Source organism: Paenibacillus sp. CFBP 13594 (assembly GCF_014842675.1).
GTDB lineage: Bacteria > Bacillota > Bacilli > Paenibacillales > Paenibacillaceae > Paenibacillus > Paenibacillus amylolyticus_B.
The window spans coordinates 596082-612149 of sequence record NZ_JACYVQ010000003.1 but is presented as its reverse complement, the minus strand read 5'-3'; the positions used below and the strand labels follow the sequence as shown (position 1 = coordinate 612149).

At 47.6% G+C, this 16068-nt stretch carries 13 protein-coding genes; 6 read left to right on the top strand and 7 right to left on the bottom strand.

Annotation, left to right across the window (positions count from 1 at the left end; all coding sequences use genetic code 11):
* Positions 1 to 105: 105 nt before the first annotated feature.
* Together IFU39_RS13490 and cmpA are read left to right on the top strand one after the other, a co-directional pair.
* The gene (locus IFU39_RS13490; protein ID WP_105597708.1) at positions 106 to 462 is read left to right on the top strand and encodes a hydrolase/acyltransferase; all 357 of its coding nucleotides are present in this window, start codon (positions 106 to 108) and stop codon (positions 460 to 462) included.
* Positions 463 to 645: 183 nt separating this feature from the next.
* Complete coding sequence (gene cmpA / locus IFU39_RS13485) at positions 646 to 789, top strand: cortex morphogenetic protein CmpA (RefSeq protein ID WP_017690033.1); 144 nt, start codon at positions 646 to 648, stop codon at positions 787 to 789.
* Positions 790 to 969: 180 nt separating this feature from the next.
* Here the strand turns inward: cmpA and IFU39_RS13480 are convergent, their stop codons facing one another.
* From IFU39_RS13480 to IFU39_RS13455, 6 genes are all read right to left on the bottom strand, one after another.
* Entirely contained in the window at positions 970 to 3192 is a 2223-nt protein-coding gene (locus IFU39_RS13480; protein WP_244660969.1) for a Tex family protein, read from the bottom strand.
* Positions 3193 to 3733: 541 nt separating this feature from the next.
* Entirely contained in the window at positions 3734 to 5923 is a 2190-nt protein-coding gene (locus IFU39_RS13475; protein WP_192133136.1) for an alpha-galactosidase, read from the bottom strand.
* A 235-nt stretch (positions 5924 to 6158) separates the two neighbouring features.
* Positions 6159 to 6509, bottom strand: coding sequence for a type II toxin-antitoxin system PemK/MazF family toxin (locus IFU39_RS13470; protein ID WP_024630714.1), 351 nt, complete (start codon positions 6507 to 6509; stop codon positions 6159 to 6161).
* A gap of 3 nt (positions 6510 to 6512) precedes the next feature.
* Entirely contained in the window at positions 6513 to 6794 is a 282-nt protein-coding gene (locus tag IFU39_RS13465) for a CopG family ribbon-helix-helix protein (RefSeq protein WP_017690037.1), read from the bottom strand.
* Between the two features lie 259 nt (positions 6795 to 7053).
* Positions 7054 to 8241, bottom strand: a complete 1188-nt coding sequence (alr, locus tag IFU39_RS13460) for an alanine racemase (RefSeq protein ID WP_192133134.1) — start codon at positions 8239 to 8241, stop codon at positions 7054 to 7056.
* Positions 8242 to 8636: 395 nt separating this feature from the next.
* Entirely contained in the window at positions 8637 to 9836 is a 1200-nt protein-coding gene (locus IFU39_RS13455; protein ID WP_091015327.1) for an outer membrane lipoprotein-sorting protein, read from the bottom strand.
* Between the two features lie 248 nt (positions 9837 to 10084).
* Between IFU39_RS13455 and IFU39_RS13450 the strand changes: the two genes are divergently transcribed.
* On the top strand, positions 10085 to 11578 hold the full coding sequence (locus tag IFU39_RS13450) for a serine hydrolase (RefSeq protein WP_105597704.1): 1494 nt from the start codon (positions 10085 to 10087) through the stop codon (positions 11576 to 11578).
* A 49-nt stretch (positions 11579 to 11627) separates the two neighbouring features.
* On the opposite strand, the gene IFU39_RS13445 is transcribed toward IFU39_RS13450, so the two are convergent.
* Entirely contained in the window at positions 11628 to 13511 is a 1884-nt protein-coding gene (locus IFU39_RS13445) for an ABC transporter substrate-binding protein (RefSeq protein WP_192133132.1), read from the bottom strand.
* A gap of 123 nt (positions 13512 to 13634) precedes the next feature.
* On the opposite strand from IFU39_RS13445, the gene IFU39_RS13440 reads away from it, so the two are divergent.
* From IFU39_RS13440 to IFU39_RS13430, 3 genes are all read left to right on the top strand, one after another.
* Entirely contained in the window at positions 13635 to 14885 is a 1251-nt protein-coding gene (locus IFU39_RS13440; RefSeq protein ID WP_192133131.1) for an MFS transporter, read from the top strand.
* Between the two features lie 175 nt (positions 14886 to 15060).
* Positions 15061 to 15270 (top strand): helix-turn-helix domain-containing protein, encoded by a 210-nt coding sequence (locus IFU39_RS13435; RefSeq protein ID WP_192133130.1) that lies wholly within the window; start codon positions 15061 to 15063, stop codon positions 15268 to 15270.
* A 1-nt stretch (position 15271) separates the two neighbouring features.
* Positions 15272 to 16042 (top strand): DUF3169 family protein, encoded by a 771-nt coding sequence (locus IFU39_RS13430; RefSeq protein WP_192133129.1) that lies wholly within the window; start codon positions 15272 to 15274, stop codon positions 16040 to 16042.
* Positions 16043 to 16068: the final 26 nt, after the last annotated feature.

The following is a 16068-nucleotide window of genomic DNA, read 5'->3' as shown; positions in this document are numbered from 1 at the left end:
TGCACCCCCTCGGAGCATTTGTTTTTCCGGCATAATACTTGAATTTTAACCGTTTCGTAGGCTACACTGTCAAGTAGAATGTATGAGGGGAGATTATTACTCGTTATGCCTACAATGCGCTATGTCATCCTGCAGCAGGAACAACACTTGCAGTTTGTGGAAATGCCGGCAGATTACGCCTATCAACTCAGTGCGCTCAATCTGCGCCTGCACAAGGAAATTGATAAACTCACGGCAGCAGATGTCCCTGTCCTGCCTTGGGCGATCGCCGAATGTGACAGCCTCGATCTCCTAAACGAAAATCTTACTATCATCGGCGGCCTTGATTATATCAATGCGCTTGAAGAATCTTTTGCAGCACTACGTGAAAGCCATTATCCCTTGATTTCTCTGCTTACCGAAATCCGGGCTCTTCAGGCCCAATTGGAACAATGGTATGAAGAAGAGATGGAAGCTCTCTAATTCACCGCAGTTATCATTTTATAATGATGAGAACGAAAAGCACATCTCCCTGAATTGGGATTTGTGCTTTTTTTGAGTCAACGAGACATTGATTTGCCGGAGGCCTCCACTTATCCCGCACAGTCCAGGCTATTGCCACATATGCTAACGTACAGATGAATTATGCAAGAGGAGGAGATACCCTTGCCTCAATGGCTTTGCAATCAACTGATGCGTGCATTTCACAAAAAGGATAGCCGGCAAATCAAGTTGCTGAACGAATGCTGGTTCTTTTATCGTAACAAACCAGCAAATGGCACACCACGCAGCGCGGAGAACGAACTTTAAGAGGTTGTTCATAAAAGTCTGCATTGGATTACGAAGGAAGGCTTTTTGAACACGTACTTTAAGAAAATGCACATATTGCCCACCGTACTTACTAGAGGAATTAGAACGGATAACGGGACTATTACTGTCGACAACAAACAGCCTTCCTGGTTAGGGAAGGCTGTTCTCCAATCCTACTATTTAAGAAGACTGTTGCGCAGAAGCAGGCTTCTTCATCGTCAGGCCGACACGGCCTTTTTTGGTATCCACATTCATAACCCAGACCGTTACATTATCCCCGACAGATACAACATCCATCGGATGTTTAACATACCCGTTGCTGAGCTGTGAAATATGGACAAGCCCATCACTCTTGATCCCAATATCAACAAAAGCACCGAAATCAATAACGTTCCGAACCGTACCTTGCAGCTCCATGCCTTCCACCAGATCCTCAATTTTTAATACATCTGTACGGAAGATTGGCAACGGCATTTCTTCACGCGGGTCACGCCCCGGACGCTGCAAGCTGTCCAGAATGTCACGCAATGTAGGCACACCTACGTCCAGTTTCACAGCCAATTGTTCTGGCTGTTGCTCTGACAGTAATACCGACAGTTCCTTGCTGCCCAGCTTGTCCAGTGCAACCTGAAGCTCCTTGAACAGCTGATCCACTACCTTGTAAGACTCAGGGTGAATCGGTGTACGGTCCAGCGGGTTCTCGCCCTCACCAATACGCATGAAGCCTACGCACTGTTCATAGGTTTTGGCACCCAGACGTGGCACCTTCTGAAGCTGACGGCGGTTCGTAAACCGACCATTTTCTTCACGGTATTTCACGATGTTTTTGGCAATCGTAGCGTTAACTCCGGCAACATATGACAGCAACGAAGGTGATGCCGTATTTACGTCCACACCCACATGGTTAACTGCGGATTCGACAACAGCCTTCAGGCTTTCTTCCAGAACCTTCTGGGAAACGTCATGCTGATATTGACCCACACCAATGGCTTTTGGATCAATCTTAACCAACTCCGCCAGCGGGTCTTGTACCCGGCGAGCAATGGAAGCTGCACTGCGCTCCGCAACATCCAGATCCGGGAACTCTTCCTGGGCCAGCTTGGATGCAGAATACACACTCGCCCCTGCTTCGTTAACAATCAGATACACAAGACTTTCATCACCGTTCTCCTGAATGATCTCGGCAACAAACTGCTCCGTCTCACGTGATCCGGTACCATTACCAATGACGATCAGTCCGATATCATATTGCTTGATCATCCGATGGAATACTTCCGCAGCTTCACGTTTCTTGTTGTGTGGTGGCGTTGGATAGGTCACAGCCACTTCCAGCAATTTGCCCGTATCATCTACTACAGCCAGTTTACAACCGGTACGATAGGCCGGATCGACACCCAGCACACGTTTGCCATGAATCGGCGGTTGAAGCAACAGATTACGCAGATTGGCCGAGAATACCGATATGGCCTGATTTTCACCTTTTTCCGTGAGTTCTCCACGAACTTCGCGCTCGATGGAAGGCGCAATAAGCCGCTTGTATGCATCTTCAATCACATCACGCAGGATATCCTGTACGGCAGAAGCACCACGAATGATCTGTCCTTCCATATGACGATGGGCCGGTTCTGCCTGCACGTCCAGGCCAACTTTGAGAATACTCTCACGTTCCCCGCGATTAATCGCGAGAATCCGGTGTGGAGGCATCTTTTTGGCTAGTTCGCGGTAATCATAATAATTTTCGTACACGGACTCCTCTTGAGCATCCTTCGCTTCTGAAGTCAACATCCCGTGATCCAAGGTATACCGACGAATCCATGCACGAATGGCAGCATCGTCTGCGATATTCTCAGCGAGAATGTCTTTGGCTCCCTGAAGCGCCGACTCCGCATCTTCTACACCCAGTTCAGCATTGATATATTTCGCCGCTTCCTGGAGTGCATCGCCTTGTTTCGGTTGCCCCCAGATCCATACAGCAAGGGGCTCAAGACCTTTTTCCTTGGCCACGCTCGCACGCGTTTTCCGCTTCTGACGGAACGGACGATACAAGTCTTCCACTTCCTGCAGCTTCACCGCTTGGGTTATGGATTGCTTCAGTTCTCCGGTCAGCTTGCCCTGTTCCTCTATAATACGGATGACTTCCAATTTGCGATCCTCAAGATTGCGCAGATAAACAATGCGTTCTTCAATCGATCGCAGCTGGTTCTCATCCAGCTCTCCAGTCATTTCTTTACGGTAGCGGGCGATAAATGGAATCGTATTGCCTTCGTCCAGAAGCTCCGACGTTGTACGGACCTGCTTCAAGGACAGTGACAGTTCCTTGGCTACCTGTTTGATGATTCGTTCATGGCGTTCTGCCTTTATTGTTTCTTCATTGGGTTCCAGAACCGTTTCCTGTTCAGACAAAATAAATCCCTCTTTCCTTCCTGAATCGTTCGTTACAATCATTTCAGGGCAGCTTTGCTGCTGTAATTACAGTATAGTTGAACCATTTGTTTCTTCCACTCTACCCTATATTATCACAGAATCACGTCCAGATTTCCATCAATCCGCAAGCATACAAGTTCTGACAGAATGATGTCATCCTCCAGCCTTCCCCATTACGTCAAAAAAAGACCGAAAATCGTCATCACGACGCTCCTCGGTCTTTCCTTTTTTTAAACTCTAAATAAAATAGCAATCTAATAAGTGAAACTGCTCATTTACACGATAACGGAGAGGACAGAAAAAACCTGAAAAAGCGAAGCTAAAAGCTTTCTGTAAGAAAGCTACTTCGAAAGCATACACTCGCCTAAAAGCTTTCTGAAAGAAAGCTACATCGGAAGCATACGCTATCCCGGATTTTCCCTTTGAGAAAAGGGAATCAAAAAATCTGGGGATAACAGCAGCGATTGGAAGGTTGTTCAGTCATCGTAGTATCCGTGTAAATAAAATGTAGTTCACTTATCTAGACGCGCTCGAACCGGAACATCTCGCTCAGATAGTCTCCTGATGTGCTGCCTACCGAAATACCGCCATACATGAGAGCATCGCCGGTAAAGGTCTCTGATCCGCCTTTCAGACGGTAATCCGCATTCGGGTCCAATCCTTTCAGCTTCAGGCGCTGAAGTGGCGCATTAGGCTCTGAGAGCACACGGAAGTAGAATACAACAGCTTCGCTTCCGTCTGGTGCAATAAACATCCAAGCTGTCTCATTGCCTTCAAACGGGCTGAGCAAGCGACGGAATGTTCCATATTGAACCGTTCCACGGATCTCCTTGTACAGCTCAACCTGGGCTTTCACGATGTCATTCTCTTCCTCCGTGAATTTTGTCAGGTCCAGCTCATACCCGAAGTTGCCCGACATCGCCACATGCCCCCGAATCTCTAGAGAAGTGATCCGGTTGACCTGATGATTCGGTACCGCTGAGATATGCGACCCCATCGAACTTACCGGGTACACAAGACTCGTACCGTATTGAATCCGCAGGCGGGAGATCGCATCGGTGTTATCACTTGTCCACGTCTGTGGCATGTAATACAGCATACCTGGATCGAAGCGGCCACCACCACCGGAACAACTCTCGAACAGAATGTTCGGGAACGCCGAAGTGATTCGTTCCATGACGTCATACAACCCCAACATGTAACGATGCGCGGTCTCACGCTGTCTGTCTGCCGGAAGCAACGCTGAACCCACTTCCGTCATATTCCGGTTCATGTCCCATTTCACATAAGTGATTGGTGCAGAACCAAGTACGTCTGTTAACATGCGTACAATCTCATCACGTACATCCTGACGAGAGAAGTCGAGTACCAGTTGTTGACGTCCCTCTGTCCGGCGACGATCAGGCACATGCAGACACCAGTCCGGGTGCGCACGGTACAGCTCACTGTCCGGTGAGATCATCTCAGGCTCAAACCACAGTCCGAACTGCATGTCCAGACCTGTTACCCGGTTAGCCAGATCATCCAGTCCCTGGGGCAATTTGTTTTTATCTACAATCCAGTCACCCAGCGAGGAGTTGTCACTGTCCCGGTGTCCAAACCAGCCATCATCCAAGACAAACAGTTCAATACCCAGCTTCTGTCCAGCGCGAGCAATCTGTTCAATCTTGTCCGCATCAAAACCAAAGTAAGTCGCTTCCCAGTTATTGACCAATACCGGACGCTCCGCATTACGGAATTTGCCACGTGCGAGACGCTCCCGATACAATTCGTGGTAGGACTGTGACATGCCGTCCAACCCTGCAGCCGAATACACCATAACGGTCTCCGGTGTTTGGAAAGCTTCCTGTGGCTCCAGCTTCCAGCTGAACTCGAACGGGTTGATCCCAAGCGATACACGGGTGGTGTGGAACTGATCCACTTCAGCCTGTGCGGTGAAGCTGCCGCTGTAGACGAGACTGAATCCGTAGACTTCACCCTGATCTTCGTCCGTACCTGGTGTCATCAGCGCAATAAATGGATTTTGCTGGTGACTGCTTGAACCGCGACGACTCTCGATGCCTTGCAGGCCTGACGCAAGCGGTCTGCGCACGATATCACGTTCCCGTGTCCAAGCTCCTGACAATTGCAACAATTCATAATCCGCATGCGGGAAATCAACAGAAGAACTGAGCGCACGCACCACATTCACAGCGGTAGCGCTCTCATTCACGATACGCATCGAGCGTGTAATCGCATTAAATGCCGTAAAGGCTGTATAAGAAAGTTCGATCTTGATGCCTGCAACGCGGTCTTCCAGTTCAATAACCAGCGTCTCTGCCTCGTCATCGGATTCAACGTATGTTGCTGGCAGTCCGGTAAGCGCTGTCTTTCCTTTGACCAATCGATGACCTGTATACGTAAACTCCGAAACCGTTGAGCCATTCTCAAGTTCCAATTGGATTGCAGGGTTACGGAAATCACTCGTGCCATACACTGGCAATTCCACTGGCAACGTATCGAAGGAGATCGTACGATCCTCTGGCACCGGGTTAGGGCTAAAGGACGCTCGTTCTGTCCGTACATGCAACCAGCTCAGATCGGTGTCGCGTAATTTTTTGCCATAATACAAATGCACCAAATATCCTGAAGGCAGTACCTGAAATACGTAACTGGCCTCACGGGTCTGTAAATGAAATTGAAGTTTCTCCTGATTGATGTAAATGCTCATATGTCTCCTCCACCTCTATATATAGGTCTTTCGGGTAAACGGTTTCTCAGGTTTCATTATAGCGAAAAGATCGCCAATGTTCTACGCTTTCATCAAGCTTTAATCAAAAGAGCGCATAACAGCCCGAAGGATGTCATACGCTCTTTTGGTTACAGTCTGAATTCAGTGTGTTCCCTTACAGGAACATCCATTGCCAACGGACGGCAGTGCAGCGTACAAGACGCTGGTTACTGCCTTAAAAATCGATTAAACCAAGACTGATCTGTAAGGCTTCGTTGACCAATTTCATGGTCTCCTCGTCCAGATGGGTAATCTTGTCAGTCAGCCTCTGTTTATCAATCGTCCGTATTTGTTCGAGCAAAATAACCGAGTCCCGGTCAAAGCCGTGTGCCGCCGCATCAATTTCCACATGCGTTGGCAGCTTTGCCTTCTGGATTTGGGCGGTGATAGCCGCCACAATACAAGTTGGACTGAACCGGTTGCCGATATCATTCTGGATCACCAGAACCGGCCTGACTCCACCTTGCTCGGAACCGACAACGGGAGAAAGATCCGCAAAAAAAACGTCACCACGTTTTACGATCAATGTCTACACCCCGCTAACTAAGCGGTCCAGAGTGCTGTCCGCATCTTCCTCCGCATGAAAGGCTTCGGATGCCATGGTCAGATTAATTTTTGCCATCTCCATGTACCCTCGCTGCATCGTTTCACGGATGTAACGTTTCTTACGCTCCGTTAAATACAGCTTCATAGCCTGCCTAATCAATTCGCTGCGGTTGGAATTCTCCAGCGCTACGATGCCATCCACTTCCTGCAAAAGATAATCAGGTAAACTGATCATGATCCGCTTGGTGTTCTGCAAGTTGGCCACCTTTCTTCCACCCCCACAAACCTTTCGCCATTGTGAACCAGTATTACGTTTTTCCAGAACTTTTATACAAAGGAATATATATGCCCCGAGTATATCAAGTATGCTGTACTCCATTATAAACACGGGGAACAATATTCGTACAGACCAAACATCTCAATTCAGGAATTAAATCCTTACTGTCATACAACATTCGAGATGCTCCGACAGTTTTCCTTCTGTTCTGAAAAAAAGTTTATTGGTAATGACGTCCAGTTAGCTGTCAGGATGTCAAAAGTGGATTGATTCTGGCGACTACTGCTCCCCCGCGGGTATATACCCGTGGAATGCGGTGCGCCATCATGCAGATCACTTCATAAGCAATCGTACCGAGCTGGGATGCCACCTCGTCTGCGGTTATAACGCCACCAGACTGATGACCGATGAGGACAACCTCTTCGCCGACTTGAATTTCTTCCGCCTCTTCCGCGAAAGATTGTAACGACACCATACACTGATCCATGCAGATTGTACCGACGACAGGGACGCGGCGGCCGCGTACAAGCACTTGTGCTTTACCTGTCAGCATTCTGGAGAATCCGTCTGCATATCCGATCGGCAGGGTCGCTATTCGTTCGTAACCTTGCGTAAAATAACGGGTTCCGTAACTGATCCCCCAATGGGGTGGCAGTGTTTTGACCAGAACCGCTTTTGTCTTCAGCGTCAATACCGGGGACAGCTTCACCACCTGATGATTCACTTCAGCCGAAGGATACAGTCCGTACAGGCTTATTCCCACACGAACCATGTCATAGGACAATTCCGGTGTATCAATGGCAGCGGCGCTGTTCGCCGTATGTATAATCGGGATGGAACATCCCTGATCCCTGAGCGCATGAACCACGCTTTGGAACCGTCTATACTGCTCCAGTGTATAGGTTTTGTCTTCTTCATCTGCTCTGGCAAAATGGGTAAACATGCCTTCCAGCATCACCTGATTGAGCGAAGCTACTTCCTCAATGAAAGCCAATGCCTCATCGCCAGGCAACAGACCTAATCGGCCCATGCCGCTGTCGATTTTAATATGAACCTTCAGTTTGTTAGCGAATGTACTCGCATCCAGATGTCGAATGGCTTCAAGCACTTCCCTGCTGAACAGTGTGACGGTCACATCATGTTGCCATGCAACAGCGATCCCTTCAGGCGGCGTATAACCCAGTACCAGGATTGGAATCGTAATCCCATGTTGTCGCAGTTCCAGAGCTTCGTCAAGAAAAGCCACACTTAAGTAATCCACACCCACTCGTTCCAGTTCCCTAGCCGTCTCCACCGCTCCGTGTCCATAGGCATTGGCCTTCACACAGGCGAGGAATTTCATGCCCTGAGGCAATGCCTCGCGGAAAGCTTCTACGTTAGTACACAAATGATCCAAATTGATCTCCGCTTGGGTCGGCCGATATTGTCCTTGCACGTTAAGTCACCTTCTCTAATCATCTTAATCCGGCTCACGTCAGACTCCATCGTAATGCTCCAGCATGTGACTGTCAAATGAACCGAAGTTTCGCATTCAAAAACAGATGTAAGGTGCGCCGTTTGAGGAACAAATGCGAACACAGAAGAAGACCAATAAGCGAGATTGGCAGGGCAAAATTCCACTTTCCCACCCCAGCAAAATCTGCTTATATCGATTATTTACCCGGTTCCCTCTGCGTAGAAGCGCATTTTGCATTATTGGGTGTATCGAGTAAGAAAAACGGCGCCAGATGAATACCTGTCTTACATCAAAGCAAAGCACCGGAGAACGGGTCTCCGATGCTTCTTAGCATTCCTTATGTTTATGCTACTATTCGTTCATTTGTTCAAAAATCATTTGCCTGACTCTTCCTGCATCGATGTTGCAATGCGTACCATTTCGTTCTGAGGCAGGTCGGCACTGGTGATCCGATATTCTATGCCATCAGTCATCCATGTCAGTGTCTGCAACGCATCTCCGCTGATCATCCCCAGTGTGAATCCAAGATCCACTACACTGGATGGAGCAAGCGATACAGCTCGATCCTGCGGTCTGGCTTCGAAGATCGTGTAATTATAGGTTCCTTCATAACGAAGCATAACCGAGTAGTCTCCTGCCTCTTCCAGAATCTGATCATCCTTAAGCTGCACGCCTTCCGGCGCATAAGTCGGCTGAATTACGCCAAAGCTGTCTGGACCTTCCGGTTCTGCAATTGTTGGCTCTTCGCCTTCCTGACCTGTCGCAGCTCCTTCTGCCCCTTGCTGCTCTGCGTCACTACCTACACCTGTCTGTCCATCAGTGACAGCTCCATCAGGTTCAGGCGCAGTCTGAGGATTGGCAGGTTCTTTACCGCCCTCATTGCCCGCTTGCTCCACAGGAGTCACACCAGAGTCCGTTCCTGTTTTGCCGCCTTCTTCTGAAGCTGCTGTCATGTTACGTTGCATGTCAAAGGCATCTTTCTCAAATTCAGTTCCGAATTTGAAGGAGTCAAATTTCACATCGACCACAACATTGGCATTGGAGTCGGATACCTCAACCTGTTTAGGTGCGTAATCCGATTTGTTCAGCCAGATCTTCTGTCTGACGAGTGCATGTGTATTATAATTGGCAGCTACATCAAATACATAGCTCTCCTTCTCATCCGCAAACTGACGGGTTGTATCTCCCGTAATGCTCCGAATCAAAGTTTCATAGAGATACACCTGACCTTGATTATCCGGCCAATTGCTCTGAAAACGGAAGCTTTTGTTCTGGCTCGGTGTCAAAACAAACACGCCTTCATCGTTACGCAGGACAATCTGTGTTACATCCTTTTTGGCATTTGTTAACGCAATACGATAATAGGAAGGCTTCTGATGCCATACCTCGACCTTGTACTGCTGCGGCGTATCTCCGGTATGCAGCGTCATCACGCCTGCCCCCTGGTAACTTTCCATCTCTCCTACGACTTCGTTCAGATCTTTGACCACAGCTGCCGCATCCTTCTTCCCGCAGGCGGCAAGTAAGGCCGATAAGACCAATACCATGGCAAGCATCCATGATATTCGGCGCATGACATCATCCCCTTTAGCACATGTTTTCACTTCAGGATTGTGCTTGCAGCAGAACCCCTACTTGATTAGTACATGTTATGAGGGACTTGTTCGATATATGCGGACTAGTTTGACAAGCAATCGGTGAAGTCCGTTAATACGGCATTGCTACGCAAAATCAGTCTCGGGGAGGATGTTAACTTTATCCAGAAAAGGCATAGTGAATTGTAGGAGATTATTCGTTTTATTGAATATTGGGAGGGAAAAGCATGACGACAACAAAGCTTAGCACATCTCTGGAAAGACTGGATGAATTCATCGACGAGCAGCTTCAATTTTGGAATGGTGTCGGCACAGCGGTGGCTGTGGTCCATAAGGATGAAGTCGTCTGGCAAAAAGGCTACGGTTATCGTGACCTGGAGTCCAAACTTGAAGTTACCCCTAATACGTTGTTTGCCATCGGTTCAAGTACCAAAGCCTTTACCGCAGCAACCGCTGCTCTGCTTGTGGATCAGGGAATACTCGACTGGGATACCCCTGTGAAGTCGTATATGAAAGATTTTCAGATGTTCGATCCGATCGCAACAGAACGTATAACTATTCGCGACATGCTGTGTCATCGTTCGGGTCTTCCACGACATGAGTTGGTATGGTACAACTCCCCACGTACAAGAGAAGAACTTGTGCGTGCATTACAGTATCTGGAGCCAAATCAAGATTTCCGAAACAAATGGCAGTATCAGAACCTGATGTACATGACGGCAGGTTATCTGGTTGGACAGCTCAATGAAACTTCGTGGGAGCAGATGGTTCAGATGACCCTATTTAATCCGCTGGGTATGAACTCAAGTCTGTTCTCTGTTGAAAAAATGCAACTTCAGCCTGACTATGCGTACCCTTATATGGAGAAGGATGGTCAGAATACGAGAATACCTTTTCGAGCCATTGATGCCGTAGGACCTGCTGGTTCCATTAACAGCAATCTAGCCGATATGATTGCATGGCTTCAATTCCAGTTGCATCAAGGTCAATGGGAAGGAACGTCCTTGATATCTAAGGAACAGATGAAGATTATGCATAGTCCTCAGATGCCCAGTGATTCGCCGTTCATAAGCCAAGAACTGCCTGTGAGTACATATGGTCTGGGTTGGATGATTGAGCCTTATCGTGGACATGCCATGATTCATCATGGTGGGGCTATTGATGGCTTTGCATCACAAGTTGCTTTTTTGCCAGAAGAGCAGATTGGAATCGTGGTTCTGAGCAATACCAACGGAAGTATAATTCCGTATACGGTTGCTTTTCATATCATGGACCGACTGCTTGGACTTGAGCCCGTCAATTGGAGTTCCAAATTGAGCAAATTAATGGGGAAAGAACCAGCAGAAACGGAGGCTAATCCGGAGAATCCTCTGGAAGTACCTATTCAGCCAGACTCTGCCGTTGAGGAAAAAGTTGAAGAACCTCACATTACACCTTGTGATCGTCCTTACACCGCTTATGCGGGTATTTACACACATCCTGGTTATGGCGAGATGTCTATTCAGGAGACAACGGACGGGTTGCAAGCAACCTTTAATGCCATTGAAATGCCCATGGAATACACCGGGAAAGATACGTTCTCCGTCGAATTTGTGTTATTCGGTCTGAAGATCACGTATACGTTTACCCTCAATGAATCTTCAGAAGTTGCTCAATCCATCTCCATTCCTTTGTTGCTTGAGCCAAGTACAAAACCTATTGAATTCATCAGGGTTTCGTAAACGATCAGAACTGGTGAACACCTGATTCATTCCGTTGTGGTATCCATACCTACCACAACGGAATATACACCGGATAACTCACATCCTCTTCTTCGGCACCAGGTCTTCTCTTAACCCACAATCTACGCAGATCAGGCAGACCATACCCCGCAAGATGATAATCTCGCAACGAATCATGATGGGCGTGTTCTTCCTTGAAGCTGTATGTGGGCAGAAGCAATGCCTCCTGAATCAGTCGATCTTCTAACCGAATCAATCTATTCAACCGCTCCGCTGGTTCCTGGATCATCACCACTCGTCCACATTCCTGTTCCAGTTCATGTCTCCAGTAATCATTCATCGCAATCAGGAATAACGTGTTCTGGAAGGTGTACATCGTCACGAGACTCAGCACGACATGATCATTGAAGATTTCTCCTGTATAGATCAGATCACAATCCCCGAACCCATCTTGATAGACTGCATGGATCGGATCTCCCTGCATAATGTTGATATGTAGGCCAATCTGTTTACTTCTCTCTGCAAACCAGACCATATCTGCCTCCATCTTCTCGCCTTCTTCCACCCACAGACTTAAACTCTGCCCTTGATAAGAGCTATGACGCAAGAATGCTGAGGCCCGCGCCAGTGAGGTCTCCACGGAAAGTTCAGATACAGGTGTGACCGAACCATCCAGTTGTTCCGATTGCTGTTTCCATGGCTCCCCTTGATCTGAACCCACCTTTAAAGGTTGCTGTACTCGTCCTCGAATCAAACTATAAGCAGCCTGCGTGTTCGTGCTTCCGAGCGCTTGCGACAACTCCTGCGCATTCAATAGTTGTTGAACAGCCCGGCGAAAATTCACATCATGCTGTGGCCCTTCCTTTTGCATATTAAACGTCATATACATGCCACCCTGCATCTCATGCTGCACGGCACGAGGCTCCGCATCCGGAAATATATTATGCTTGATGACGGACTCCACCCTCCCAGAGTGGGGAAGTTGCCATACTTCAACGCGGTCAATATAGGCTCGGCCTCGGAAGTAGGAAGGGAATACTTCCAACACAAGCAGCTTGGAATCATGACGTGTCAACCGATAAGGTCCTGTTCCAATCGGATGGAGCGGATTCATCTCCACATCTCTCGGCAAGATCGATGCAGACATACTGCTCATCAGATCCGGGAACATGAAGTTAGGCTTGTTTAACACAAAACGTACAGTCAATTCGTCCAACGTCTCTATGCGCTCAATAGATCCAAACAGAGGCCTGCACGGGTTACTATTGTCAGAGATAATGCGATCAAAGGTAAACTTCACGTCCTCTGCATCCAATATCCTGCCATGATGAAAGGGTATACCTTTGTGCAGATAAAAAGTCCATTCCCTCCCCTCCGAATGACTTTCCCATGCCACTGCAAGACTCGGTTCACAGACCTGGTGTTCAGCATTATAGCGAACCAAACAATCAAAAACCTCCGCAACAATAAAAACTTCTCCCCACATGGCCGTCTGCGTGGGATCCAATGTCTTAAAAGGGATATTCCGTGAAATCCGCAATGTATCCACTCGTCCTCTGTCCCCTTTATTCGAACTCAGACCAAATTGATGCTGCATTTGCTGTATCAGATGTTCTCTCATCGTAATTGGTAAGGTTGCGGCCAGTTCATAGGCGTCCTCCATCCTGTTCCCATCCAGGAAATGGTCAAATCGTTCACGCGCCACTTCAAGCAACGGGACACAAAATACCAGCATCGATTTTTTGCCTCTGCCGCGCTGCGGGTTCCACCTGACCCATCCGTTCTCCTTGAATTTGTTCATAATGAGGTTCATATTGCGCATGGTACAACATAATAGATCGGCGAGTTCACCTACCGTTGTATGCAATTCTTGTTCATCATGTACATGTGGAAAGTTTAATCGCAGTTGAATGTAATGTTCTGATACGTCCATATATGCCCTACCTTCTGCTAAAATACGAAATCCATCCGGATGCTTCTACAGTTTTTCTTCAGGTTTTCCTCCATTATACTCAGTAATATCAACATGACCAGTGGGAAGGAAGAAAAACGACTTATGAAATACGCCGATCTGCACCCTAACATCAGGATACGTATCATTACTGATTTTTTCACCGATCTGACCCAGAAGTCCATCATTCCATTCATGGCGATCTATCTGAGTATTCAGATTGGCGCAGGTTTGGCGGGGTTGTTGCTGACGGTCAATATTGTGGCGTCCATGATTGTGGGATTGTGGGCAGGATATTGGTCTGACCGGATTGGACGGAAGAAATTGATGGTGATCGCACAAAGTCTCCAGGTCGTGGCTCTACTCGGCTTGGCCATCGCCAATTCGCCGTGGATGGATTCGATCATTGTCACTTGTCTCATGTTTCTGCTCAGCAGTCTCAGTTCAGGGATCACCGTGCCGATTGCTAATGCCATGATTGTCGACGTGAGCAGTGAACATGAACGTCATTATGTATATGGATTGCAATATTGGACAACAAACGTTGCTGTAACTTTTGGTGCACTGATGGGCGGGCTATTTTTCGAATCATTTCGTTTCCTATTGTTCAGTCTGGTATGCCTCGAAAGCCTAGCTACCCTGTTTATTTTGATCTTTATGATTCGTGAAACAATGGATAAACACGTACTTGGTTATGTCGATGCTCCCATCCAGAGGAACATACTGAAAACGTACTGGGCGGTCTTTCAGGACAAACGTTTCATGATATTTTTCACGGCTACTGTACTTGCAGTCTCCCTGGAATTTCAGTTGGATAAATACATCGCTGTTCGTCTAAAAAATGAATTCACCGCCCAACTGTTCGGCTCTGATATCTCAGGTCTGCATATGTTCAGCCTGATCATGGTCATCAACACCGTAATGGTCGCCTTGGTTGCCATTCCGTTCTCCAGATGGATAGGTCGCTTCCAGTCCCGATCTATCATGACTGTTGGTATGCTCCTCTATACCGCAGGTTTCACCGTACTTGCTTTCAGCAACTGGGCCTGGTTACTCATCTCATCCGCTATACTGCTAACCGTTGGAGAATTGATGTACGCCCCTGTTCGTCAGGTCATGCTCGCGGGTATGATTCCAGATTCGGACCGTGCTGCCTATATGGCTGCTGACGGGTTGAGTTACAACGCTGCTGCCCTTCTCGGCAGTCTCGGGTTAACCATTGGAGCCTTTCTGCCCTCCTATGCGATGGCTGGTCTGTATATCCTGATGGGGCTTGGAGCGCTCATCTTTTTCCGAATGTTACTTCGGAAGGCAGAGGAACAGAATCAACATCTGCCGTGTGCAGATGCATCTTGATTTCACTTTTCCGACAACTTTTCCGACAACAAAATAATGATCCTAAGGGAGCCCAAGTGGCTCTCTTTTTCATGTCCATTATCAACGTTTAGAAGTAAATTATCTTTAACATTTTGTATATTATAGTTTACATTTAGTCAAATATCATGTACATTAGTTTCATGGAGGTGAGCAAGTGGAAGAATTACACAATCACGTTCGGGAGTTACGAGCCAGAGAGCGGCTATCCCAAGCAGAACTGGCCAAACACATTGGTGCATCCCGTCAAACCATTGCCCTGATTGAGCGTGGAGATTACTCTCCGTCGGTCGTTCTGGCACTAAAAATAGCACATGTATTTCGTGAACCTGTTGAAAAAATCTTTGAACTGAAAGGTGGAGATTAAAATGAAAAATTCATCATCCTCGTCCATTAAAAAGCGGTTGCGTCTTCCCTTGTATGCAGCAGGTGGTGCTGTAGTTGGTTTTCTGGGAGCTAGCGGAGTCAGTAAACTCCCTTCTGACTTGAACTGGACGCTGTCCGTGTATTATGACTATGATCTTTTATTCGCAATTCTGGCGGCTTTTGTGGTAGTTATGACGGTGTGGAACATCTTCAGTCTCTCCCGCACGCCATCTGTCCCTCCCATGGGAGATGATGCTTATGGAGATTCCGATTCACTCATCTCTCCCGCAGAGCGCTCCCTCGGAAAAGCGATGATCCTCAGCGGATTCAGCGTTATCCTTACGTTTACCTGGGCAGCACTTGCTTTGTCCTTGTATGCATCCAACCGAACCATGCCGAATTCTCCAGAACTGTTCAACCTCTTGAATTTAGTTGCTTCATGTATCTCTATTATCATCGTTGTGGTCGTGCAAACTCTGACTGTGAAGCGATACAACCGTTATTATCCTGAACGCACTCTGGATCTGAACTCGCGCAATATGAAGAAAGATCATTTTGAGAAGCTGGATGAAGGCGAGAAATGGATCGTGTATCGCGCAGCCTATCGTTCTTTTCAGATGATGAATGTACTTCTTGGTGTTGGAATGGTCTCTATGGTGCTGTATTCGGTTCTATTCACCTTCGCTCCATTCCCGATCGTAATGCTCTCTGTAATCTGGATTGCCAACATTGGAATCTATTATCGTGAAACCTATCGTGCGAGTAATCAGTAATACATGGGTAGGTAACTATTTTGTAA